A 23,940-nucleotide genomic window follows, 5' to 3' on the forward strand; every position below is an offset into this window, starting at 1 on the left:
GCGAGGTGACGCAGCGCGCGTGACGTCATGGGCTTGCAGCGACCTCGGCGGTGGGCGACGCAGTTGCCGCCACAGCCACCTTCGGCTTGAGCAACATCTCCAGGGCCTTGCCCACCGCGACAAACGCAAAGGTGCCGGTGATATGCGTGGCTGCGCCCAGCCCTGCCCCGCAATCCAGCTTGAGCGTGGCGTCGGCATCCAGCTGCGGGCGGATGCCGCAGACGCTGCCATCGGCCTGCGGATATTTGACGTTCTCCAGCGAGTACACCGCCGGCACGCCGAAATAGCGCTGCGGATTCTTGGGGAAGTTGAACTCGCTGCGCAGCTTCTTGCGGATCAGCGCCAGCATCGCGTCGTGCTCGGTGCGCGAGACATCGCGTACGCGCACCAGGGTGGGATCGGTGCGCCCGCCAGCGGCGCCCACCGTCAGCAAGGGAAGCTTGCGTCGGCGGCACCAGGCGATGGTTTCCACCTTCACTCGGAAGCTGTCGCAGGCATCGATCACCAGATCGAAGTCATCGCCGAGCAGCTGTTCGATATTGCCGGCGGTGAGAAATGACTCCACCGCATCGGCTTCGATCTCCGGATTGATCGCCACGCAGCGCTCGGCCATCGCGCGCGCCTTGTTGCGTCCGTACTGCCCTGCCAATGCCGGCAGTTGCCGGTTAGTGTTGGACACGCACAGGTCGTCGGCATCGATCAGGCGGATGTACCCGACGCCGGTGCGCGCCAGCGCCTCGACCACCCACGAGCCCACGCCACCCATCCCGACCACCGCCACCCGGCAGGCGGCCAGGCGCTCCACCGTGCCGACCCCGTACAGCCGGTCGATACCGGCAAAGCGTTCACGCCATTGTGCTTTCATCGGCCTATTTTACGCGCGCCGCTGCGCGCGCGCCCACCGACGTGGCGACACCTCACGTCCACCGGAGTCCTTGCATGCCCGCCTCGTCCACCGAACAATCGCGCGCGTCCCGCTACGCCTTCCTGCTGGTGCTGGGCATCCTGATCGGGCTGGTCTGCACGGTGATGGTGGCGCGCGTGCTGCAGGCCACACGCAACCCGGTGCCGGACAGCCTGATGCAGGTGATGGCTTACCAACTGCGCGCCTTGCAACCCGACCCCGATGCCAGCTGCGACCCCGCACGCCAGCGAGCGCGACTGCAATCGTTGCGCCTGCTTGCCGACGAACTGGAACCGGCCTTCCCGGACATCGGCGAAGACCGCCGCTTCGGCGAGCATGCCACCGCCTTGCGCACCGCACTGGATCAGGTACGGCGTGCGCCGCCAGCCGATTGCGCCGCGATTGCCGCAGTCGGGACACAGATCACCGACAACTGCGAGGCCTGTCATCGCGACTTCCGCTGACCCGCGATCGCGTGGTTGGGTCGATGCGCACCGCAGTGACGGTGAACAGGACGCTCGGGTTTCGTTAAGCCTGGAGTGATCCAGTTGGCAGACCGTTCACCCTGACCAACACAGGATGACGTCGCCGCGGCCCTGACCGCTTTTTCGAACCACCCCGGAGAGACCTCATGAAGACCCGACTGCTCGTCATTGGCCTGGCTGCAACCGCGACGCTGGTTGGCTGCGCCACCTCCCAGCCCCAGTACGGCAGCTATCGCGGCGACCGCGGCTACGACCAGGGCTATTCGCAGCAGCAGGCACGCTGTGTGGATTGCGGCATCGTGACCCGCATTGATGAAGTCGGCCCGACCCGCAGCGCTCCCACCGGCACCGGCGCGGTGCTCGGCGGCATCGTCGGCGCGGTGGCCGGCCGCCAGATCTCCAAGGAGACCGGTGGCAGCAAGGGCAACAAGAATGTCTCGGCCGTGGCCGGTGCCGCCGCCGGCGCGCTGGCTGGCAATGCGATCCAGAACAACGTCACCAGCGACAGCTTCGATGTGCAGGTGCGCATGGACGACGGCCGCGTCATCGTGGTGAACCAGCGCGATCTGGCCGGCGTGCGCGAAAACGCCTACGTGCGTGTGGTCAACGGCAAGGTCGTGCTGCGCTGATCGACGCACGCACCAAGAGCGGCCAGGAAAACGACTGCGCTCACCGTCAGGCCGGCGCGGTCGGCATCCGGAATCGGCATGCACCACGCGCGCATTCCAGTTCCTCCGTAACTGGCTGACGACTGCTCGCTACATTCGATTCGCCAGCGTTGGCGAGACGACAGAAAGGCCCGGCGACGGGCCTTTCTGCTGTCTGCACGATGGCCTGGCGTGTCGCGTCGCGCTCAGACCACCTGTACCGCATCGGCCTGCAGGCCTTTTTGTCCTTGTACGACGGTGAAGCTGACCTTCTGGCCTTCCTTGAGGCTTTTGAAGCCCTGGATCTGGATCGCACGGAAATGGACGAAGACGTCCTCGCCGTTTTCGCGACTGATGAAGCCAAAGCCCTTGGCATCGTTGAACCACTTCACGACACCATTCTCGCGTTCGATATTGGACATCTCGACTGACTCCCTACGACACTGTGATGGACTGACGGTGGTGGCTGTGATTGCAAGGAGGAAGCGAGGTACAAGGATGTAGCGGATCGAACGATCTGCCGCATCAGGCCACGATTCACGGTGACCGTTGCAAACAGCAGCGCTCGCAACTTAACCCGCACCAAACGAATTTTCAAGCAGGCCTTGCACAATTCCGTCAAGCCTGAAAAAGGACATTTTTGAACATCATGGACACGACCGTCGTCTACTACATCCTGGCTGGCGTGCTGGTACTGATCGGCCTTGCCGGGGTCGTCCTGCCGGCGCTTCCGGGTCTGCCGCTGGTGTTTGCGGGATTGCTGGTGGCCGCCTGGGCCGACGGCTTTGCCCACGTCGGCTGGCTGGCGCTGGTGATTCTGGGCCTGATGACGGCGTTGTCGTTTGCGATCGACTTCCTCGCCACGGTATACGGCGCCCAGCGGGTCGGTGCCAGCAAGGCGGCATTATGGGGTTCGGTGATCGGCTCGGTCGTCGGCATCTTCTTCATGCCGATCGGCTTGTTCGTCGGCCCGTTCGCCGGCGCGTGGATCGGCGAATACTGGCAGACCCGCAAGTCCGACCAGGCCACCAAGGTCGGTATCGGCACCTGGCTGGGCATCGTGTTCGGCACCGCGACCAAGCTGGCGCTGGGCCTGTGCATGCTGGGCGTGTTCGCCATCGCCTGGTTCTTCTAGCGGATTCCCGGCGAACACCGATGCTGATTGCGTGAGCGGGTCGCCTGGACGATGACAGCGCAGGCGTCCAGTCGGCTGCCAAGCCTGTCGCTTGCAGCGCCGCCCGGATGTTATGCCACCGTGTACACACCGCGTATGCAGGCGCGACCGTTAAGCTTCGCAGCTGACGCGCCTGCCTGGCGCCTTTTTCGGCCAGACTGCCCATGTCCAAGCACCGCACCCGTCCCTTGATGCTGATCGCCCTGGCGGCTGCGCCGTTGGCGCACGCCCAGGAAATCGCCCCTACGCCCGCTTCGCCGCAAGCCTGCACCTCCGTCACCTCGGACGCGGCGCGGCTGGCGTGCTACGACCAGGCGCTGGGCTACACGCCGCAGTTGACCGCCGAAGCCGACGCCGCCGCGCAGATCGCCAAGCAGAAGGAATCCAAGCCGCAGGACGAGCGTGCCATCAGCCGCGTCGGCGATTTCTTCCGCGCCGACGGCCAGGACCAACCCAAGGCCGAGGCGGTCGCCAATGCCGGCCGCGGCTCGTTGCTGGATCGCCGCTGGGAGCTGGCCAAGGATTCCAAGCTGGGCACCTTCCAGCTACGCGGTTACAAGCCGGTCTACCTGTTGCCGGCGTTCTGGACCAGCGACTCCAACCGCACCCCGCAGTCGCCGAATCCGGCCAACTCGGTGTCCTCTCCGCAGCAACTGGACAGCACCGAGCTGAAGTTCCAGCTGAGCTTCAAGACCAAGGTGGTCGAGGATCTGTTCGGCGACAACGGCGACATCTGGATGGGCTATACCCAGAGTTCGCGCTGGCAGGCCTACAACACCGATGCCTCGCGCCCGTTCCGCGAAACCAATTACGAGCCGGAAGCGATGCTGGTGTTTCGCAACAACTACAGCCTGTTCGGCTGGAAGGGCCGCATGAGCGGCATCAGCATCAACCACATGTCCAACGGACGCGAAGATCCGCTGTCGCGCTCCTGGAACCGGGTCATCCTCAACATCGGGCTGGATCGCGAGAACTGGGCATTGACGCTGCGCCCGTGGTTCCGCATCAAGGAAGATCGCGCCGACGACAATAATCCCGATATCGAGGATTACATGGGCCGTGGCGACGCCACCCTGGTTTACAACAAGGACGGGCACGAAGTGGCGTTGATCGCACGGCATTCGCTGCGCGGCGGCGACCGCTCGCACGGCTCGGTGCAGCTGGATTACGGCTTCCCGATCACCAACCTGCTGCGCGGTCACGTGCAGGTGTTCGACGGCTACGGCGAAAGCCTGATCGACTACAACCACAAGGCCACCTACATCGGCCTGGGCGTGTCGTTGCTGGAGTGGTTCTAAGCACATCGCGCCAATAGCATTGAGCAACTGAAAACAGCGCAGGAGATCATCCTGCGCTGTCTTTTTGTGAAGCGGCGTTACCAGCGATCAGACGTCGAAGAAATCGACCTTGCCATCTTTCAAGGTGTAGTACGCGCCGACGACGCGGACATTGCCTGCGCGCAGCGGTTCGAGCAGCGCCGGTTCGGACGCGCCACGCAGGCGGTCGACGGTGCGCTTGACGTTGGCCTTGACCGAGGCCGCCAGCAGGTCGTCGCCGCCCTTGCTCTTGGCGGTCAGCACGGCTGGGACGATGGGCTCGATCATCGCGCCGATCGCGCCCGGGAAGAAGGCGTTCTTCTCCACCACCGACACCGCCGCGGCGACCGCGCCACAGCTCTCGTGGCCCATCACCACCACCAGCGGCACGCCGAGCTGGCTGACCGCGTATTCGATCGAGCCCAGTGCCGTGGTGTCGACGGTATTGCCGGCATTGCGGACGATGAACATCTCGCCCAGGCCGCGGCCGAACAGCAGCTCCGGCGGCACGCGCGAATCCGAGCACGACACTAGAATCACGAACGGGGTCTGCCCCAGCGCCAGTTCCAGACGGCGCTTGCTGTCGGAAATGACCTTTTTGGGGCGGTTTTCCACGAACGCGGCATTGCCGTCACGCAGCACCTGCAGGGCCTGCTCGGCATTGAGATCGGTCTTCTTCGACGGCGCCGCGCCTGCGGCGAACGGCAGTGACGCGGCGGCGGCGGCAATCGGCGCACAACAGGCGCACAACAGGCGCATTGCAGCAGTTTTCGACGGGATGCGGAATGCGACATGGACGAGCCCCTGCTCTCTGGTTGTCTCGCGATCGTACACCGGGGCAGGCGCGGCACCATGGCCCGGCGGGAGTTTATGTCGACACGATTTCGCAAGCCGCGCCTCTGGGTTCAGGTCCAGTCCGTCAGGCCCTCGCGGCGATAGGTTTCCTGAAATGCCGGCCGGGCTTTCATTCGCTGCGCATGGGCCTGCAAGGCCGGCCAGGTATCGCTGGGCCGGGGCATGTTGCGCGACCAGCGCATCATCATGGTCAGCATGAAATCGGCCGCCGACAGCGTCTGGCCCAGCAGATACGGACCATTGGCCTGCAGATGCGTGTCCACCTGGGTCCAGGCCGCTTCGAGTTTTTGCCGTGCCTGCGCCTGCGCCGCATCGCTGTGTTCGGCGCCCGCCGGCTCGTGCGGGTAGAACCAGGCCCGGTAGGCCGGCTGCAAGGTGTTGGCGCAGAAGAACATCCACTTGTAGTAGGCCGCGCGCTCGGGCGTGCCAGGCGGTGGTGCCAGTCCGGCCTGCGGATGCAGGTCAGCCAGATGCAGCGCGATTGCTGCGGCCTCGGTCAGCACGTGTCCGTCGAGCACCAGCGTCGGCACCACGCCGGCCGGATTGAGCGCCAGATACTGCGGCGATTTCTGCTCGGCGCGTTCGAAATCGAGCGGATGCAGCACGTGCGGCACATCGAGTTCGATCAGCAGCCAATGCACGACGAACGCGGCGGTGCTGGGGGTGTGGTACAGCGTCGTGGTCATGCAGACTCCTTCGTTAGTTGGTACAGGACTAGTTGGTACAGGAACGCAAGCAGGCGAGCTTGCGGGGTTCACAGCGATTGACATCGCTCTGCTGGGTGCAATCGAACACCTGGGCCATGCAATTGGCCCGCTGCGCCGGATTCTGGGTTGCGTCGCAGCTCTTTCCGCGTGGTGCCACCGCCATGCGGCAGCTGCTTTCGCTGGGCCGGTCGGCGGCGCACTGCGCGGCGCGGCTGTTGCACTGCGCGATGCAGCGCTCCATCGCCGAGGGGCCGTTGAAGCGCGTGGCGGTGTCATTGGGCTTGAGCGGCTTTTTCTCGGCAAACGGTACTGGCGCGGTGGGTTGCGGCGCATAGTTGCCGGACGGAAACAGCACGGTGGGCGGGGTCCTTTGTTGCGCTGCCAGAGGCAGGCTGGCGCACACCAGGACGGCGAGGCAGATGAGACGGAGCATTCCTGTTCTCCTGAGGGTGCCGGCATGTATGCCCCGAGCATAGCCCGTTCCTGCTGGGCCGTTCGCCACCCGACGTGAGACACGCAGGCGTTTTTTCCAGGACATAGGCCCCGCGTACGAACAGCAGGCACGCGTAGGGCCCAAACTGAAAACGACGACGCAGGGTAAGTGCGTCGCCGTTCCAGGTTTACTTATTCCACCACCACCGGAATCTTGCCGATGCGCGATTGCCATTGACGCGGACCGGTCTTGTGCACCGATTCGCCGGTGGAATCCACCGCCACCGTCACCGGCATGTCCTTGACCTCGAATTCGTAGATCGCTTCCATCCCTAAGTCTTCGAAGGCCAGCACGCGTGCGGCCTTGATCGCCTTGGACACCAGATAGGCCGAGCCGCCGACCGCCATCAGGTAGACGGCCTTGTTGTCGCGGATCGCATCGATGGCGGCGTCGCCGCGCTCGGACTTGCCGACCATGCCCAGCAGGCCGGTCTGCTCGAGCATCTGGCGGGTGAACTTGTCCATGCGCGTGGCGGTGGTCGGGCCGGCCGGGCCGACCACTTCATCGCGCACCGGATCGACCGGGCCGACGTAATAGATGAAGCGGTTGGTGAAGTCGACCGGCAAGGTTTCGCCCTTGTTGAGCATGTCGATCATGCGCTTGTGCGCGGCGTCGCGGCCGGTCAGCAGCTTGCCGTTGAGCAGCACCACCTCGCCCGGCTTGAAGCTGGCGACTTCCTCGCGGGTGATGGTGTCCAGGTTGACCCGGCGCGCGTTGGTCGGGTTGTAGGTGAGCTTGGGCCAGTCCTCCAGCGACGGCGGGTCCAGCATCACCGGGCCGCTGCCGTCCAGGGTGAAGTGCGCATGGCGGGTGGCCGCGCAGTTGGGGATCAACGCCACCGGCAGGTTGGCGGCGTGGGTCGGGTAATCCTTGACCTTGATGTCCAGCACCGTGGTCAGGCCGCCCAGGCCTTGCGCGCCGATGCCGAGCGCGTTGACCTTTTCGTACAGCTCCAGCCGCAGTTCTTCGGCACGATTGGAGGCGCCGCGCGCCTGCAGGTCGACGATGTCGATCGGCTCCATCAGCGCTTCCTTGGCCAGCAGCATGGCCTTCTCTGCGGTGCCGCCGATGCCGATGCCGAGCATGCCCGGCGGGCACCAGCCGGCGCCCATGGTCGGCACGGTCTTGAGCACCCAGTCGACGATGGAGTCGGACGGGTTGAGCATGGCGAACTTGCTCTTGGCCTCCGAGCCGCCGCCCTTGGCCGCGACGATCACCTCGACATGGTGGCCGGGCACGATCTTGGTGTTGACCACCGCCGGGGTGTTGTCGCGAGTGTTGGTGCGCTTCCCGGCCGGGTCGGCCAGCACGCTGGCGCGCAGCTTGTTGTCGGGGTGGTTGTAGGCGCGGCGCACGCCTTCGTTGACCATGTCTTCCACGCCCATGGTGGCGTCGTCCCAGCGCACGTTCATGCCGATTTCCAGGAACACGGTGACGATGCCGGTGTCCTGGCAGATCGGGCGGTGGCCTTCGGCGCACATGCGCGAGTTGATCAGGATCTGCGCGATGGCGTCCTTGGCCGCCGGCGACTCTTCGCGCTCGTAGGCAGCGGACAGATTCCTGATGTAGTCGACCGGGTGGTAGTAGCTGATGTACTGCAACGCGTCGGCGACGGACTGGATGAGGTCTTCCTGCTTGATCGAGGTCACGGCTGGCTCTACGGCTGGCGGGGGCAATCCGGCCATTTTAGTCGAAACTTCCGGCGCGTCCGGGCGTTGCGTCAATCGAGGCGATTGATCGGGCCATCGATCACGCGAGGCCGGCCCGCGGCACGGGCGCGCTGGCAGACACCGATCGCGCTGCCTTGCAAGCGTGCAGTCAGCGCCGCAGCGGCGCTCGCGCGCCAAGGCCGCAATGCGCGCCTCCAACACCCCGCGCCCACGCAAGGCGCTGCACACTAAGCTGATGTCAGCCTCCCGTTCCGGCGCCTCTGCGCCTGCCGCTCCCCGTACCGGCCCCACCCTGCGCGAGCGCCTGGATGCGCTGCGCAACCTCCCGCCTTTCCTGCGCCAGATCTGGCAGACCAGCCGCTGGCTGAGCGCCAGCAGCATCGGCCTGCGCGTGCTGCGCGCGTTGATGCCGGTGGCCTCGTTGTATATCGGCAAACTGATCATCGACGAGGCGATCCACCTGGTCGGCCAACAGCCGGCCTTCGACTCGCTGGCCCAGGCGCTGGGCAGCGGGCGCCTGAACCGGCTGCTGGAATTGCTGGCACTGGAATTGGCCCTGGCGATCGGCTCGGACCTGCTCGGCCGGCTGGTCGGCTATGCCGATGCCCTGTTGTCGGAACTGTTCAACAACACCGCCAGCGTGCGCCTGATGGAGCACGCTGCGCAGCTGGATCTGGAGGATTTCGAAGACCCCGACCGGCAGGACAAGCTGGATCGTGCGCGGCGCCAGACCATGAACCGCATGAACCTGATGAGCCAGCTGTTCGGCCAGGTGCAGGACGCCATCACCGTGGCCAGCCTGGCGGTGGGCCTGGTGGTGTATGCGCCGTGGTTGATCCTGCTGCTGGCGATCGCGCTGATCCCGGCTTTCATCGGCGAGGCGCATTTCAACGCATTGGGCTATTCGCTCAACTTCCAGTGGACGCCGGAGCGGCGCCAGCTCGACTACCTGCGCCAGGTCGGTGCCAGCGTGGAGACCGCAAAGGAAGTCAAGATCCTCAACCTGCACCGTTTCCTGATCGCGCGCTATCGCCGGCTGGCCGACAAGTTCTTCCAGGCCAACCGCGCACTGGCGCGCAAGCGTGCGTTGTGGGGCGCGCTGCTGGCTGCGCTGGGCACCTGGGGCTACTACATGGCCTATGGCTACATCGCCTGGCGCACCGTGCGCGGCGATTTCAGCATCGGTGACCTGACCTTCCTGGCCGGCAGTTTCCTGCGCCTGCGCCAGTTGCTGGAAGGCCTGCTGATCGGGTTTTCGCAGGTCGCCGGCCAGGCCTTGTATCTGGACGATCTGTATTCGTTCTTCAACATCGTGCCGGAGATCCGCTCGCGCCCGAATGCGCTGCCGGTGCCGCGCCCGATCCGCCACGGCTTCGTGTTCGAGGACGTGGGCTTCCGCTACCCGGATGCCGAGCAGTGGACGGTGCGGCATCTGGATTTCGAACTGCGCGCCGGCGAAGTGCTGGCGCTGGTCGGCGAAAACGGCGCCGGCAAGACCACGCTGGTCAAGCTGCTGGCGCGGCTGTACGACCCGGACGAAGGCCGCATCCTGCTCGACGGCCACGACCTGCGCGATTACGACCTGGACGATCTGCGCGCCAACCTGGGCGTGATCTTCCAGGACTTCGTGCGCTATCACCTGAGCGTGGGCGAGAACATCGGCGTCGGCCGGGTCGATGCGATGGACGATGCGCCGCGCATCCGCGCCGCTGCGCAGCGTGCGATGGCCGGCGAGCTGATCGACAGCCTGCCCGACGGCTACGACCAGCTGGTCGGGCGCCGTTTCAAGAACAGCGTGGACCTGTCCGGCGGGCAATGGCAGAAGATCGCCATCGCCCGCGCCTACATGCGCGATGCGCAGCTGATGATCCTGGACGAACCCACCGCCGCGCTGGATGCGCGCAGCGAGTTCGAGGTGTTCCAGCGCTTCAAGGAGCTGTCGGACAACCGCACCGCGGTGCTGATCTCGCACCGCTTCTCCAGCGTGCGCATGGCCGACCGCATCCTGGTGCTGGCCGCAGGGCGCATCGAGGCCAACGGCACCCATGCCGAGCTGATGGCGCAAGGCGGGCGCTATGCGGAACTGTTCGAGTTGCAGGCGGCGGGGTATCGGTGAGGCTGGGAATGGGAATGGGGAGTCGGGAACGGGGAATCGTTAGAGGCGGCTTCGCGGCTGCTGACAGGTACTCAACCTCCCGATCCTGAAGGGGCCCAGATCTTTCGGCGCTGCACTCCATTCCCGATTCTCCATTCCCTACCAAATGAGAGTTCATCTCATTTGGCCGGTTTGAGGTAGAATTGGCCGGTACTCTCCCCCACGACACTTACCGGTATGTCTTCCGCTTTCGGCGCCGAAACGGTGCTTGAGGTCCGTCACTGGACCGATGCCTACTTCAGCTTCACCACCACCCGCGATGCCGGTTTCCGCTTCGAGAACGGGCAGTTCGTGATGATCGGTCTGGAGACCGAGACGCGGCCGCTGCTGCGTGCGTACTCGATCGCCAGCGCCAATTGGGAAGAACATCTAGAGTTCTTCAGCATCAAGGTGCCGGACGGCCCGCTGACCTCGCGGCTGCAGCACATCCAACCGGGCGACAAGGTGCTGGTCGGCAAGAAGCCCACCGGCACGCTGCTGATCAGCGACCTGCACCCGGGCCGCAACCTGTATCTGCTGGGTACCGGTACCGGCCTGGCGCCGTGGCTGTCGGTGATCAAGGACCCGGAAACCTACGAGCGTTTCGACAAGGTGATCCTGACCCAGGGCGTGCGCTTCGTGCAGGATCTGGCCTATCGCGACTACTTCGAGCGCGAGCTGCCGCAGCACGAATTCCTCGGCGACCTGCTGCGCGAGAAGTTGCTGTATTACCCGGCAGTGACGCGCGAAGCGTTCGCCAATCAGGGCCGGCTGACCGAGCTGATGGAAGACGGCCGCATGCAGCAGACGCTGGGCTTGCCGCCGCTGGATCCGGCCAACGACCGCTTCATGATCTGCGGCAGCCCGCAGATGCTGGCCGACTTGCGCACCCTGCTGGATGCGCATGGCTTCCAGACCTCGCCACGCATCGGCACGCCGGGGCATTACGTGTTCGAGCGCGCCTTCGTAGAGAAGTGATGCGGCGCGCGTGAAACGCCAGCGATGGTGCGGCGTTTTACGTAGACCGCATCGCCAGCGCGCGTGCGTCGTAGGAGCGCCCCTGGGCGCGATGAAGCATTCCCGGTAACGCCTCATCGCGCCCAAGGGCGCTCCTACGTTTGAGCAACACGCCCTGCGCGATCACGCGCCCAGCGCGCGTTCGATATCCGCTGCCAGGGCGTCCGGCTTGGTGGTCGGGGCGTAACGCTCCAGCACCCTGCCATCGCGGCCGATCAGGAACTTGGTGAAGTTCCACTTGATCGCTTCCGATCCCAATACGCCGCGCTGTTCGTGCTTGAGCCATTGCCACAGCGGATGCGCGCCGCTGCCGTTGACCTCGACCTTCTCTGCCAGCGGAAAATCCACCGCGTAATCGAGCGAGCAGAACTGGCGGATCTGCGCGGCATCGCCCGGCTCCTGGTGACCGAACTGGTCGCAGGGAAACCCGATCACCACCAGGCCACGCTCGCGATAGCGCTGCCACAGCGCCTGCAATCCGGCGTATTGCGGCGTAAAGCCGCATTTCGAGGCGACATTGACCACCAGCACCACCTTGCCGGCGTAATCGCGCATCGACTGGGGACGCCCTTCCAGGTCGGTAAATTCGAACGTGGCGATGTCGCTCATGGCTGCCCTGATGTATGCAAGGAGGGCAGCGTAACGCAGCAGCGCGCATTGCGGCATCGCGATCGCAGAGCGCGTCAGCCGGGAAGAGGCGGTTTTCAACGGATCGGTCGCCGCAGCCATCTGCCCTTCCCGCTGGTCCCGACTGGTGCCGGCCGCTGACACGGCGCGCTACCGGCCAGCATCCGTCAGGCGGACGGATCGAGACCTCGCTGCTCGCCGAGCAGCCGGAATGCAGCCGAGAGGAACACGCCGCAGCGCGTACCGGCAGCGACGGTCCGGCGGCTGCGCGCCCATGGCGTCATCGTTCCCGAGCTTGCAAGGCGAGCACCGCTCGCGCCCGCCTGATGGCGTTGCAATGACTCTGCAGCCATGCCTTTTGTCACACGCCTGTCCGGCCCGGCTGGGGTAGCCTCGGCGGTTCGCACTTTGGAGCCACCCTCTTGACCACCCGTCTCGCCTTTGCCCTGGCCGCTTCCCTGGGACTTGCCATGCCGTCCTACAGCATCGCTGCACCCGCCACCACGCAGGCCGCCACCCAAGCCAATCCGTTTTTCACAGACAGCACGCTGCCGCTGCACTACCCGCAGTTCGACAAGATCACCGACAGCGACTTCGCACCCGCCTTCGACGCCGGCATGGCCGAGCAGTTGAAGGAAGTGGACAAGATCGCCAACCAGAAAGCCAAGCCGAGCTTCGACAACACCCTCATCGCGCTGGAAAAAAGCGGCGCCACGCTGGATCGCGCCACCACGGTGTTCTTCAACCTGGTCGGTGCCGACACCAACGACGCGCGCAAGAAACTGCAGGCCGACTATTCGGCGAAGTTCGCCGCGCACCGCGATGCGATCTCGCTCAATGGCAAGCTGTTTGCGCGTATCCAGACCCTGTACGACCAGCGCAGCAAGCTGGGCCTGGACGCCCAGGGCGTACGCCTGGTCGAGAAGTACTACAGCGATTTCGTACGCGACGGCGCCAAGCTTTCCGATGCCGACAAGACCACGCTCAAGGCGATGAATGCCGAGCTGGCCAACCTGGGCACCACCTTCAGCCAGAACGTGCTGGCCGAAGTCAATGCCGCCGCCGTTGTCGTCGATGACGTCAAGCAGCTCGACGGCCTGTCCGAGGAACAGATCGCCGCCGCCGCCGAAGCCGCCAAGGCGCGCAAGCTCGACGGCAAGTACGTGATCGCGCTGCTCAACACCACCGGCCAGCCGCCGCTGACACAGTTGAAGAATCGCGAACTGCGCAAGAAGATCTACGACGCCTCGGTCTCGCGTGGCAGCCACGGCGGCCAGTACGACAACACCGCGCTGGTGTCGCGCATCATGAAGCTGCGCGCCGACAAGGCCAAACTGCTCGGCTTCCCGACCTACGCAGCCTATTCGCTGGAAAACCAGACCGCCAAGACGCCCGAAGCGGTCAATGCGATGCTGGGCAAACTGGCGCCGGCAGCGGTGGCCAATGCCAAGCGCGAAGCGGCCGATCTGCAGGCGATGATCGACAAGGAACAAAAGGCCGCGCGCAAGCCGAGCTTCAAGCTCGAGGCCTGGGACTGGGCCTACTACAGCGAGAAGGTGCGCCAGGCCAAGTACAACTTCGACGAATCCCAGCTCAAGCCGTACTTCGAGCTGAAGAACGTGCTGGAAAACGGCGTGTTCTATGCAGCCAACCAGGAATACGGCCTGACCTTCAAGCAGCGCACCGACCTGCCGACCTACCGCGACGACATCACCGTCTATGACGTGTTCGACGCCGACGGCAAGCAGCTGGCGATCTTCATCGCCGACATGTATGCACGCGAATCCAAGCGCGGCGGCGCCTGGATGAACTCCTACGTGTCGCAGTCGGCGCTGACCGGTTTCAAGCCGGTGGTCGCCAACCATCTCAACATCCCCAAGCCGCCGGCCGGCCAGCCGACGCTGCTGACCTGGGATGAAGTGACCACCATGTTCCATGAGTTCGGCCATGCGCTGCACGGCATGTTCTCGGACGTCAAATACCCGTATTTCTCCGGCACCAGCGTGCCGCGCGACTTCGTCGAGTTCCCCTCGCAGGTCAACGAGATGTGGGCCGACGAACCGTCGATCCTGAAGAACTACGCCAAGCACTATCAGAACGGCACGCCGATGCCGCAGGCCTTGCTGGACAAGGTGATTGCCGCGTCCAAGTTCAACCAGGGCTTTGCCACCACCGAGTATCTGGGTGCGGCCATGCTTGATCAGAACTGGCACCAGATCAGCGCCAGCCAGGTGCCCGACGCCGCCGGCGTGATGGCATTCGAAGCCAAGGCCCTGCAGCAGGACGGCATCGCCTACGCGCCGGTGCCGCCGCGCTACAAGACCCCGTATTTCAGCCACATCATGGGCGGTTACGCGGCCGGCTATTACGCCTACATCTGGTCGGAAGTGCTCGACGCCAACACCCAGCAGTGGTTCAAGCAGCATGGCGGGTTGAGCCGCGCCAACGGCGACCGGTTCCGTCAGACCCTGCTCTCCCGCGGTGGCAGCGTCGATGCGATGGAGCTGTTCCAGAACTTTGCCGGCCATGCGCCGCAGATCGAGCCGCTGCTCGAGAAGCGCGGCCTGAGCGTGCAAGGTGGCGATGGCGCCACACCGGAAGCGCCGCAGTCCAAGCCGTAATCGCACTGCGTTGAAACCAAACGCCGCCCGGATCGCTCCGGGCGGCGTTTTTGCTGGTCGCGATCAGACCCGCTGCAGGCCGCGCAAACGTCGCGCTCAGAGCTCGACCGAATCCACGCCGTCGAGCAATTTCCTCAACAGCTTTTCCAGCCGCACCTGCTCGGCATCGCTGATGCTGGACGTCTGTTCATTGAGCAGCGTGCAGGCGTCGGGAAGCAGACTGTTGATCAACGCCAGGCCTGCCGGCTGCAGGGTCAACATGATCTTGCGTCGATCGTCCGGGCTGCTGCCCCGCGCGATCAGCCCCTTCTCGCACAATTGGTCGGTGAGCCGGGTAATGTTGGCCGGCTTCTCGCTGGCGGCCTCGGCCACCTCGGTCGGCGTGATCGCCTGTTCCGGGGTGCCGTAGAGCATCATCAAAATTTCATACTCCGGCGGGCTGATGCCGTATGGCTTCAACCGCACACAACCTTGCGTATGCAGTCGCTTGTAGAGATGCTTGATCAGCCGCACCAGGACGGCCGGTTCACGCGGAAACGCCGGATAGCGAACACAGGTGTGGTCCACGCGACGTGCGGTTGGATCGAAACTGCTCATATCACCCGTTTGATTACATTACTGAATGGCCAAGCCATTCAATCACATCATCTGCGGGGTGACACCTCAGCGTGCGAAGAGATGTACATATTCCGGCGCGACCCATGCCAACAATGTCGCACCAGCGACCTCGGCCGTCTGCGTGCCATCCGAATACGGCCCCACCTGATACGGCGGAAACACGAAGCGAAGCGCGGTGATCTGCCCGGCCGGATTGAGCACCGGCACGAACTGGGCGAAATTGTCGACCTGCGCGGCAGTGCCTTCGGCAATCATGCGATCGGCCGAGGCCACCTGCTCGGCCTGCTCTTCGATCGGCACACGCTCGGCTTCCACGCGCTGGGTGGCGGCGTTATGCAATTGCACGGCCACCTCGCGCCCGATCTTTTCCCAGCCCGCCGGGTCCGGAATCAAGGCCTGCGCGGTCAATGGCTTGCGCTCCTTGACCAACCAGACGAAGCGCGCCACCAATGGCTCGCCGTGCGCACCACCGGTATAGCGGCTGCCGTCAGCGGACACCACGATCAGGTCCGGGGTCTGCAACACCGTCTCGAACGCCAGCGACAATTCGTAAGGGGCGGCCGGCTTGTCGTTGCCGAGCCCGGACACCGCTTCCATGAGTTCGGCACGCGCTGCCTGCGCATAACTGCGGATCAGCGCGCTCAGCTCGGGGAATGCGTCCAGCCCGCGTGGATAACTGATGCCCACCATATAGGCGGGCGCGTGTTCGATCACGTCTTCGAGCGGGCCGCTTTGCACAAGCACAGGCTCGGTCGGCGGTACCGCTGCGGCAGTCGCCTCCGCTGGCGGCTCTGCCGATTCAGCCGTTGTCGGCTCGCGCTGGGTACAGCCTGCCAACACGGCCAGCATCAGCAAGCCCCGGACTGCGTTCACTCCTGACAACCGCCCCATTCCCGCCTGCTCCCTTCGATACATCATCTGCAAAGACACGCTGCCGCCGATCAGGCCAGCAGATCCTGAAACTGTTGGTGCCGCCGGATATACGCCTGCGCGTAACTGCAGGCAGGCACCACCTTGTAGCCCTGCTGGCGTGCATAGGCCAAGGCCGCCTCGACCAGCACTGCGGCAATGCCGCGCCCACCGATCGCATCCGGCACCTGCGTGTGGGTAATGGTCATGCGCTCGCCTTCCAGACGGTACGCCAGCTCGGCGCGTTGTCCATCGGTGTCTACGCTGAAAAGCTGCTGCGCGGAATCGTGATCTGCCTGCACTGTCGCTGCCTCCATGGTGGTCTGCACAAGGCAGTGACGATGGCGATCAGTGTGACCAGCGCAGCGCCGCGCCTGCGTGAAAATGAATCGATGCTGTGACCACGCGCGCAGCCTGCCGAACCGGCACTTAAGTTCGCTCGTGCTGCGCCGATAGCTCAGCCGAAGGCGCCCGTTGCAACTCGGGTCCGTGCGATCCGCCGACGCCCTCGCCTTACCTACCAGGAGTCACCGCATGAACAACGATTCGGCAGGACACAGCGCAGACAGCGATAGCTCGTTGCTGGAAGGCTTGTTCCAGTTCGCCATCAAGGGCGACACCCATAACCCCGACTTCGCGCAGCTCAACGATACGGTGTACCAGCGCCTGCAGCAGGCCTACGGTTCGGTGTCCGGCAGCAGCGTCAGTAACGAGCAGAAACGCGACGCGGCCTGAGTCGACACCGCGTCATTCGCCAGGACCTCTCGCGCCTTCGCGATGGTCCTGGCCCGGTCGCCGAAGGCGGCCTGCTATTCTCCCACCACTTCGACCTACCGCGCAGGCCCACCTGGGGCCAGCTGTCGGTGTGCCCACCGGGATCAGCCGAAGCGCGGGTTGGACAGCTGCTCCAGGAATACCTGCAGCACGCGCGGCTCCATGATCAGCATGAACATCACGCCGAACGCGGCACCGGCCAGGTGCGCGCTGTGGTTGATGCGGTCGCCGCCGCGGCGGTCCATCCACAGGCTGTAGCCGACGTAGAACACCGCGTAGATGATCGCCGGCGCCGGAATGAACAGCACCAGGATGATGGTCCACGGCTGCAGCAGGATGAAGGCGAACAACACCGCCGACACCGCGCCGGAAGCCCCCAGGCTGAGATAGTTCGGGTTGTTCTGGTTCTTCAGATAGCTGGGCAGGATCGAGACCACCAGCGCCGCCAGGTAGAACAGCGGATAGGTCAGCACACTGCCGGTCAGCTGGGTCATCACGTTTTCGATCACCCGGCCAAAGAAGAACAGCGTGATCATGTTGAAGACCAGGTGGCCCAGGTCGGCATGGATGAAGCCGTAGGTGACCAGACGGTCGTACTGCTTGTGCTTGTCCAGCGCCGGCGGCCACAGCACCAGCCGGTCGGCCAGCTTGCGGTTGTTGAACGCCATCCACGAGACGATGCCGGTGATGGCGATCAGGATCAGGGTAATCATGCGGACCTCAGGCAGAACGGTAATTGTCGACCATGCGATACCCACGCGCGTACAGGCCGAAGGCCAGTGCCGCCAGGAACGCGAAGGCCGCGAAGAAGAACATCAGAAATGCCGCCTCACTGAGCCCAGTATCGGCGATGTGGGAGGTCACCGTCGCATTGCGTACCGCCACGTTCGACAGCAGCACCCATAGATTGCCCACCGTGGTGGTCAGGTACCAGAAGCTCATCACCACGCCCTTCATCGACGGCTGTGCCTGGCTGTAGGCGAACTCGATCCCGGTGGCCGACACCAGCACCTCGCCGAAGGTCAGCAGCGCATAGGGCAGGATCTGCCAGGCGATATGCATCGGCTCGCCGCCGTCCATGCTGATCTGGATGGCGCCGACCGCGATCCAGGCCAGGCCGCCGAAGGCGATGCCGCAGGTCATGCGACGCAGCGCGGTCGGCTCCCAGCCGCCACGCCGCAGCAGCGGATACAGCACCAGATTGTTGAACGGGATCAGCAGCATCACCAGCAGCGGATTGAGCGCCTGCATCTGCGAGGCGGTGAACCAGGCCGGCATCGTCATCTCGCGCCCCTGCAGCACCCAGGTGGAGGCCTTCTGGTCGAACAGCGAGAAGAACGGCGTCACCAGCGCGAAGATCACCAGCACCCGCAGCAGCGCGCGCACGCCTTCGACCGCGGTATCGGGATGAATGCCACGTGCACGCTCCAGCTGCCACCAGGTACCGCCACCGATACCGGCCAGCAACAGCACCAGCGCCATGCACAGGCAGATGACGATGCCGAGCTGGTCGACCAGCGCGACGCAGGCCAGCGCCAGCAGCACCGAGACGATTGCCAGCATCAGGCCCGGACGGCCCTGCCCCGGCGCCTGGGCCAGCAATGCAGTGCGCACCACCGTACCGAAGCCGTGCGGATCCTTCGGCGGCAACGGCACCCGCACATAGCGCCTGCGGCCCAGCCAGAACACCAGCGTGGCCACGAACATCAGGATGCCGGGAATGCCGAACGCCCACGCCGGGCCGAGATGCTTCAGCGCCAGCGGGATCAACAAGGAGGCAAACAACGAGCCGAAGTTGATGATCCAGTAGAAGCCGTCGAACACCACCTTGGCCAGGTGCTTGTTGGATTGGTCGAACTGGTCGCCCATGAACGAGGCCACCAGCGGCTTGATGCCGCCCGCACCCAGCGCGATCAAGCCCAGCCCGACAAAAAATCCGTTGCGGTTGCCTTCGAACAGCGCCAGGCAGGCATGGCCGGCGCAATACACCAGGCTGAACCACAAGATGGTGTTGTACTTGCCGAAGAAGCGATCGGCCAGCCAACCGCCGAGCAGCGGGAAGAAAAACACCCCGATCATGAAACTGTGCAGGATGTGCTTGGCCTCGGCCTCACGGCCGGGCCCGCTGACTTCCTGCAGCAGCAGCGAGGTGATCAGGAACTGCACCAGGACGTTGCGCATCCCGTAGAAGCTGAAACGCTCGCAGGCTTCGTTGCCGATGATGAAGGGAATCTGGCGCGGCAGCCGCGCACCGGCAGTGGGGCCCGGCAAGGTGGAAGTGGTCAGGGCAGTCCGGTCGAGCGAAAAAACACGCGCTATCGTACCGGCGGGCGGTAGCGTGCCGCCATCGCGACCATGGGATAAGGCCACGGGCGCGCCGCTGCATGCGTCGAGCACCGCGCCTGGTAGGCGTTGATTGCAGACCTGGCGGGCGGGCTGCTGCCGTTGCGGCACACCTGGCCAGTGACTCGGCCCAGGCGTGCCGTCCCGCCATCGAAACACCGCAACCACGCCGATCACACGCAAGTCATGACGCAGTGCAGATTGGCCTGCTGCGCCGGCTCGGCTACATTGCAAACGTTTTCCTGGAACACTGGACCGCTGGATGCCCCGCTTCACCCGCCTGGCCCTGAGCCTGTTGCTGCTGACCACCGCCCCCGCCGCACTGGCCGCCGAACCGCTGACCACCCAGGCCGAGCGCAGCGGGTTTGCGCAAACCGGACGCTACGATGAAGTCATCGCGCTCTGCGATGCCTTTGCGCAGCGCTACCCGCAGGCGGTGCGCTGCATCGAGTTCGGTACCACCCCGGAAGGCCGGCCGATGAAGGCGCTGATCGTCTCCACCAGCGGCGCAATGGATGCCGACAGCGCTGCGCAGCGCAAATTGCCGGTGGTGCTGGTGCAAGGCGGCATCCACGCCGGCGAAATCGACGGCAAGGATGCGGGGTTTCTGGCCCTGCGCGAATTGCTGGACGGCAAAGCCGGCAAAGGTGTGCTCGACAAACTGGTCTGGGTGTTCGTGCCGGTGTTCAACGTCGACGGCCACGAGCGCTTCGGCGCCTGGAACCGACCCAATCAGCGCGGCCCCGAACAGATGGGCTGGCGCACCACCGCGCAGAACCTCAATCTCAATCGCGACTACCTCAAAGCCAACGCGCCGGAAATGCAGGCCATGCTGCGGCTGGTGCAGCAGTGGGATCCGCTGATGTACGTGGACCTGCATGTCACCGATGGCGCCAAGTTCGAACACGACGTGTCGGTGCAGGTGGAGCCCGTGCACGCCGGCGATGCCACGCTGCAACGCGACGGCACGCGCTGGCGCGATGCGGTGATTGCCGACCTGGCCAAACAGGGCTCGCTGCCGCTGCCGTATTACCCCTCGTTCGTGCACGAGGACGACCCGACCTCGGGTTTTGCCGACGACGTGTCGCCGCCGCGGTTTTCGCATGGCTATTTCCTGTTGCGCAACCGCTTCGGCATGCTGGTGGAAACGCATTCGTGGAAGACCTACCCGGTGCGTGTACGTGTCACCCGCAACGCGATCGTGTCGGTGCTGCAGCAGGCCGCGCGCAACGGCGCCAGCTGGCGCGCCGATGCGTTGGCGGCCGATCAGCGCGCCACCAGGCTGGCTGGCGAGATCGAGCCGTTGAGCTTCGCTGCCGGCCCGGCCGCACGCACCGTTGCCTTCCGTGGCTACGCCTACACGCGTACGCCCTCGCCGATTTCCGGCGCATTGATGACGCGCTACGACGAGACGAGGCCACAACTCTGGAAGGTGCCGTTACGCGATCAGATCAAGCCGGACGTGGTGGTCGATGCGCCACGCGGCGGCTACCTGGTGCCTGCCGCGCAAGCGGCGCTGGTGGCGGAGAAACTACGCCTGCACGGCATCGCCTTCGACACCATCGCCACCGCCGGCACCCATCCGGTGCAGAGCTTCCGTGCCGACACCGCCACGTTTGCCGCGCGCTCCAACGAAGGCCACCAGAACCTGGCAATCACCGGGCAGTGGCGCGATGACACCCGCACCGTGCCGGCCGGCTCCTTGTTCGTGCCGATTGCCCAGCCCAGGTCGCGCCTGGTAATGGCGATGCTGGAACCGCAGGCGCCGGATTCGCTGCTGCAATGGGGTCTGTTCAACACCGCATTCGAGCGCAAGGAATACATGGAGGATTACGTCGCCGAAGAGGTCGCGCGCGACATGCTCGAACGCGACCCGGCAGTGAAGGCACAATTCGAACAGCGCCTGGCCAGCGATGCGGCCTTCGCGGCCGACCCGAAGGCACGCCTGGAATTCTTCGCCCGCCTGCATGCCTCCTGGGACGAGCGCTACCGCCTGTACCCGGTGTTACGCACGGCACAGACGCAGTTCTGAGGCGGCGCCCGCTTCCGGCAAGCACCTGATTCGGCGCGCACGCGCGCCTTTCGAACCTGGGCACTGCGGTGCCCTCCCCTGATTGCAACCGCACCACAAGGACCACCCGTGCCATACCTCGATATGAAACCGTTTACACACTCCAGGCCACGCCGTCTCGCGCTGGCCATCGCCCTTGGCGTCAGCACCGCGTTTGCCGCCCCGCTCGGCGCACAGACCGCCGCCGCAGCGCAGCCGTGGATGGACACCGCGCTGACCGCGGACCAGCGCGCCGACCGTCTGCTCGCACAGATGAGCGAGGATGAAAAATTCCAGATGCTGCGCAGCTACTTCGGCCTGGGCACCGACAAGATTCCCAAGCCCGAGGGCGCGCTGGGCTCGGCCGGCTATGTCCCCGGCGTCCCACGGCTGGGCATCCCGGCGCAGCAACTGGCCGATGCGGGCGTGGGCGTGACCAATCCCGGCGGCATCCGCAAGGGCGACTTCGCCACCGCGATGCCGTCCGGCCCGTCGGCCGCGTCGAGCTGGAATCCGCAGCTGGCCTATGCCGGCGGCAAGACCATGGGCCGCGAATCCTGGCAGCAGGGCTTCAATGTGCTGCTGGCCGGCAGCGTCAACCTGCAGCGCGATCCGCGCAACGGGCGCAATTTCGAATATGCCGGCGAAGACCCGCTGCTGGCCGGCACCATGGTCGGCGAGTCGATCCGCGGCGTGCAGAGCGAGCATGTGCTGTCGACGATGAAGCACTACGCGCTCAACGACATGGAGACGCGCCGCAATTTCCACAGCGCCGAGATCGGCGAGCAGGCGATGCACGAATCGGACCTGCTGGCGTTCGAGATCGCGTTGAAGATCGGCGACCCCGCCTCGGTGATGTGCTCCTACAACAAGATCAACGGCATCTACGGCTGCGAGCACGATTACCTGCTCAACCAGGTGCTCAAGCAGGAATGGAAATACCCCGGCTATGTGATGTCCGACTGGGGTGGCGTGCACAGCGGCTCCAAGGCGGCCCTGGCCGGACTGGATCAGCAATCGGCCGGCGAAGTGTTCGATGCGGCGGTGTTCTTCGACGCGCCGTTGCGCATGGCGGTGTCGGCCGGCGTGGTGCCGCGCGCGCGCTTCGACGACATGGTCAAGCGCGTGCTGCGCAGCCTGTTCGCGCATGGCGCGTTCGATCATCCGACCCAGCGCCAGCCGATCGACGGCAAGGCCGGGCTGCTGTCCGCGCAGCATGTCGCCGAAGAAGGCAGCGTGCTGCTGCGTAACGAGCAGGCCACCTTGCCACTGTCCACGGACGTGCGCCGCATCGCGGTGATCGGTGGGTATGCCGACAAGGGCGTGATGTCCGGCGGCGGTTCATCGCGGGTGGACTACACCATCAATGGCGGCAACGCCGTGCCCGGCATCACCCCGACCACCTGGCCGGGCCCGGTGATCATCCATCCGTCCTCGCCGTTGCAGGCATTGCGCGCCGCGTTGCCGAACGTGCAGATCGATTATGTCGACGGCAAGGACCGCACTGCCGCCGCGCGCGCCGCCAAGGCCGCCGATGTGGCGATCGTGTTCGCCACCCAATGGTCGGCCGAATCGGTGGACCTGCCGGACATGCAATTGCCCGACAACCAGGATGCCTTGATCGAGGCGGTGGCCAAGGCCAACCCCAGGACCACCGTGGTGCTGGAAACCAACGGTCCGGTGCGCATGCCCTGGGCCGAGCGCGTGCCGGCGGTGCTGCAGGCGTGGTATCCGGGTATCGGCGGTGGTGAGGCAATCGCCAACCTGCTGACCGGCAAGGTCAACCCGTCCGGCCATCTGCCGGTGACCTGGCCGGTGGACGAATCGCAGCTGCCGCGTCCCTCGATCCCGGGCCTGGGCTTCAAGCCGGCCAAGCCGGGCGAAGACACGATCGACTACGCCATCGAAGGCGCCAATGTCGGCTACAAGTGGTTCGCCGCGCGCAAGCTGACCCCGCGTTATCCATTCGGCCATGGTCTGTCGTACACCCAGTTCCGCATGGGCGGGCTGCGCGTTGAGGCCAACGGCAGCCAGCTCACGGCGAACTTCGAGGTGGAAAACATCGGCCAGCGCGAAGGCGCCGCCGTGCCACAGCTCTACGTCACCCTGCCCGACGGCCACGCCACCCCGCTGCGCCTGATCGGCTGGCAGAAGCTCACGCTCAAGCCGGGCGAAAAGCGCACCGTGCAGGTAATCGCCGAACCCAAGACGCTGGCCGACTTCGATGCCAAGGCGCGTCACTGGACGATTGCCGCCGGCACCTATCGCGTGCAGCTGGCACGTTCGGCAAGCGAACCGGTGCAGAGTGCAGAGGTCAGCTTGCAGGCGGCGCAGCTGCCGTAATCCGGTGGCGTGGCGGGCATGCAGTGCGCATGTCCGCCACGCGTCTTCTCCTGTCGCCGGCAGGCATCGGCCACCACGAAAAATTTGTGCCAGATGCGTTGACAGCGTCGCGCGCAACTTGCACAATTCGCCTCCTGAGTCGCCCAGGTGGCGGAATTGGTAGACGCACTAGCTTCAGGTGCTAGCGGGGGCAACTTCGTGGAGGTTCGAGTCCTCTCCTGGGCACCACGACTCACGGTAGATCGTAAAAAAC

Annotated in this window: 22 protein-coding genes and 1 tRNA gene; 11 read left to right on the forward strand and 12 right to left on the reverse strand. The window is 65.0% G+C overall.

Annotated features, from left to right (window positions below; genetic code table 11):
- Nucleotides 1-25 precede the first annotated feature (25 nt).
- Nucleotides 26-865 (reverse strand): tRNA threonylcarbamoyladenosine dehydratase, encoded by an 840-nt coding sequence (locus LL972_RS13220; RefSeq protein ID WP_228327985.1) that lies wholly within the window; start codon nt 863-865, stop codon nt 26-28.
- A 74-nt stretch (nt 866-939) separates the two neighbouring features.
- On the opposite strand from LL972_RS13220, the gene LL972_RS13225 reads away from it, so the two are divergent.
- Together LL972_RS13225 and LL972_RS13230 are read left to right on the forward strand one after the other, a co-directional pair.
- Complete coding sequence (locus LL972_RS13225; RefSeq protein WP_228327986.1) at nt 940-1,368, forward strand: cytochrome c; 429 nt, start codon at nt 940-942, stop codon at nt 1,366-1,368.
- A 167-nt stretch (nt 1,369-1,535) separates the two neighbouring features.
- Nucleotides 1,536-2,018: a glycine zipper 2TM domain-containing protein gene (locus LL972_RS13230; RefSeq protein ID WP_055820366.1), complete on the forward strand. Its 483-nt coding sequence runs from the start codon at nt 1,536-1,538 to the stop codon at nt 2,016-2,018.
- Between the two features lie 224 nt (nt 2,019-2,242).
- Here the strand turns inward: LL972_RS13230 and LL972_RS13235 are convergent, their stop codons facing one another.
- On the reverse strand, nt 2,243-2,458 hold the full coding sequence (locus LL972_RS13235) for a cold-shock protein (protein WP_003483561.1): 216 nt from the start codon (nt 2,456-2,458) through the stop codon (nt 2,243-2,245).
- A 227-nt stretch (nt 2,459-2,685) separates the two neighbouring features.
- On the opposite strand from LL972_RS13235, the gene LL972_RS13240 reads away from it, so the two are divergent.
- Nucleotides 2,686-3,171 (forward strand): DUF456 domain-containing protein, encoded by a 486-nt coding sequence (locus tag LL972_RS13240; RefSeq protein WP_228327987.1) that lies wholly within the window; start codon nt 2,686-2,688, stop codon nt 3,169-3,171.
- A gap of 203 nt (nt 3,172-3,374) precedes the next feature.
- Nucleotides 3,375-4,508 (forward strand): phospholipase A, encoded by a 1,134-nt coding sequence (locus LL972_RS13245; RefSeq protein ID WP_228327988.1) that lies wholly within the window; start codon nt 3,375-3,377, stop codon nt 4,506-4,508.
- Between the two features lie 87 nt (nt 4,509-4,595).
- On the opposite strand, the gene LL972_RS13250 is transcribed toward LL972_RS13245, so the two are convergent.
- From LL972_RS13250 to LL972_RS13265, 4 genes are all read right to left on the reverse strand, one after another.
- Nucleotides 4,596-5,234 carry a carbonic anhydrase gene (locus tag LL972_RS13250; protein ID WP_180969661.1) on the reverse strand — a complete coding sequence of 213 codons (639 nt, stop codon included), beginning with the start codon at nt 5,232-5,234 and terminating at the stop codon, nt 4,596-4,598.
- 197 nt (nt 5,235-5,431) lie between these two features.
- Complete coding sequence (locus tag LL972_RS13255; RefSeq protein ID WP_228327989.1) at nt 5,432-6,067, reverse strand: glutathione S-transferase family protein; 636 nt, start codon at nt 6,065-6,067, stop codon at nt 5,432-5,434.
- A 28-nt stretch (nt 6,068-6,095) separates the two neighbouring features.
- Nucleotides 6,096-6,521, reverse strand: a complete 426-nt coding sequence (locus LL972_RS13260) for a hypothetical protein (protein WP_228327990.1) — start codon at nt 6,519-6,521, stop codon at nt 6,096-6,098.
- A 191-nt stretch (nt 6,522-6,712) separates the two neighbouring features.
- The gene (locus tag LL972_RS13265) at nt 6,713-8,230 is read right to left on the reverse strand and encodes a fumarate hydratase (protein ID WP_228327991.1); all 1,518 of its coding nucleotides are present in this window, start codon (nt 8,228-8,230) and stop codon (nt 6,713-6,715) included.
- Nucleotides 8,231-8,486: 256 nt separating this feature from the next.
- Between LL972_RS13265 and LL972_RS13270 the strand changes: the two genes are divergently transcribed.
- Both LL972_RS13270 and LL972_RS13275 read left to right on the forward strand, forming a co-directional pair.
- Complete coding sequence (locus LL972_RS13270; protein ID WP_228327992.1) at nt 8,487-10,367, forward strand: ABC transporter ATP-binding protein; 1,881 nt, start codon at nt 8,487-8,489, stop codon at nt 10,365-10,367.
- A 216-nt stretch (nt 10,368-10,583) separates the two neighbouring features.
- Entirely contained in the window at nt 10,584-11,363 is a 780-nt protein-coding gene (locus LL972_RS13275) for a ferredoxin--NADP reductase (RefSeq protein WP_228327993.1), read from the forward strand.
- A gap of 162 nt (nt 11,364-11,525) precedes the next feature.
- Here the strand turns inward: LL972_RS13275 and LL972_RS13280 are convergent, their stop codons facing one another.
- Nucleotides 11,526-12,011 (reverse strand): glutathione peroxidase, encoded by a 486-nt coding sequence (locus tag LL972_RS13280; protein WP_228327994.1) that lies wholly within the window; start codon nt 12,009-12,011, stop codon nt 11,526-11,528.
- A gap of 440 nt (nt 12,012-12,451) precedes the next feature.
- Between LL972_RS13280 and LL972_RS13285 the strand changes: the two genes are divergently transcribed.
- Nucleotides 12,452-14,650, forward strand: coding sequence for a M3 family metallopeptidase (locus tag LL972_RS13285; RefSeq protein WP_228327995.1), 2,199 nt, complete (start codon nt 12,452-12,454; stop codon nt 14,648-14,650).
- A gap of 96 nt (nt 14,651-14,746) precedes the next feature.
- On the opposite strand, the gene LL972_RS13290 is transcribed toward LL972_RS13285, so the two are convergent.
- The 3 genes from LL972_RS13290 to LL972_RS13300 all read right to left on the reverse strand — a co-directional run bounded on the left by LL972_RS13290 (nt 14,747) and on the right by LL972_RS13300 (nt 16,494).
- Nucleotides 14,747-15,247, reverse strand: a complete 501-nt coding sequence (locus LL972_RS13290) for a MarR family winged helix-turn-helix transcriptional regulator (RefSeq protein ID WP_228327996.1) — start codon at nt 15,245-15,247, stop codon at nt 14,747-14,749.
- Nucleotides 15,248-15,313: 66 nt separating this feature from the next.
- Nucleotides 15,314-16,159 carry a DUF3298 and DUF4163 domain-containing protein gene (locus LL972_RS13295; RefSeq protein ID WP_228327997.1) on the reverse strand — a complete coding sequence of 282 codons (846 nt, stop codon included), beginning with the start codon at nt 16,157-16,159 and terminating at the stop codon, nt 15,314-15,316.
- A gap of 50 nt (nt 16,160-16,209) precedes the next feature.
- Complete coding sequence (locus tag LL972_RS13300; RefSeq protein WP_228327998.1) at nt 16,210-16,494, reverse strand: GNAT family N-acetyltransferase; 285 nt, start codon at nt 16,492-16,494, stop codon at nt 16,210-16,212.
- A 217-nt stretch (nt 16,495-16,711) separates the two neighbouring features.
- On the opposite strand from LL972_RS13300, the gene LL972_RS13305 reads away from it, so the two are divergent.
- A complete protein-coding gene (locus LL972_RS13305; protein WP_228327999.1) occupies nt 16,712-16,912 on the forward strand; it encodes a hypothetical protein in 201 nt (66 codons plus the stop codon).
- Between the two features lie 143 nt (nt 16,913-17,055).
- On the opposite strand, the gene LL972_RS13310 is transcribed toward LL972_RS13305, so the two are convergent.
- Together LL972_RS13310 and LL972_RS13315 are read right to left on the reverse strand one after the other, a co-directional pair.
- On the reverse strand, nt 17,056-17,664 hold the full coding sequence (locus LL972_RS13310) for a rhomboid family intramembrane serine protease (protein ID WP_104532558.1): 609 nt from the start codon (nt 17,662-17,664) through the stop codon (nt 17,056-17,058).
- Between the two features lie 7 nt (nt 17,665-17,671).
- The gene (locus tag LL972_RS13315; protein ID WP_228328010.1) at nt 17,672-19,237 is read right to left on the reverse strand and encodes an oligopeptide:H+ symporter; all 1,566 of its coding nucleotides are present in this window, start codon (nt 19,235-19,237) and stop codon (nt 17,672-17,674) included.
- A gap of 319 nt (nt 19,238-19,556) precedes the next feature.
- On the opposite strand from LL972_RS13315, the gene LL972_RS13320 reads away from it, so the two are divergent.
- The 3 genes from LL972_RS13320 to LL972_RS13330 all read left to right on the forward strand — a co-directional run bounded on the left by LL972_RS13320 (nt 19,557) and on the right by LL972_RS13330 (nt 23,915).
- Complete coding sequence (locus LL972_RS13320; RefSeq protein ID WP_228328000.1) at nt 19,557-21,326, forward strand: M14 family metallopeptidase; 1,770 nt, start codon at nt 19,557-19,559, stop codon at nt 21,324-21,326.
- A 123-nt stretch (nt 21,327-21,449) separates the two neighbouring features.
- Nucleotides 21,450-23,687 carry a beta-glucosidase family protein gene (locus LL972_RS13325; protein ID WP_228328001.1) on the forward strand — a complete coding sequence of 746 codons (2,238 nt, stop codon included), beginning with the start codon at nt 21,450-21,452 and terminating at the stop codon, nt 23,685-23,687.
- Nucleotides 23,688-23,828: 141 nt separating this feature from the next.
- Nucleotides 23,829-23,915 (forward strand) — tRNA-Leu (locus LL972_RS13330).
- Nucleotides 23,916-23,940 lie beyond the last annotated feature (25 nt).

It is taken from the genome of Xanthomonas campestris pv. asclepiadis, assembly GCF_020784175.1.
In the GTDB taxonomy this organism is placed as follows: Bacteria; Pseudomonadota; Gammaproteobacteria; order Xanthomonadales; family Xanthomonadaceae; genus Xanthomonas; species Xanthomonas campestris_D.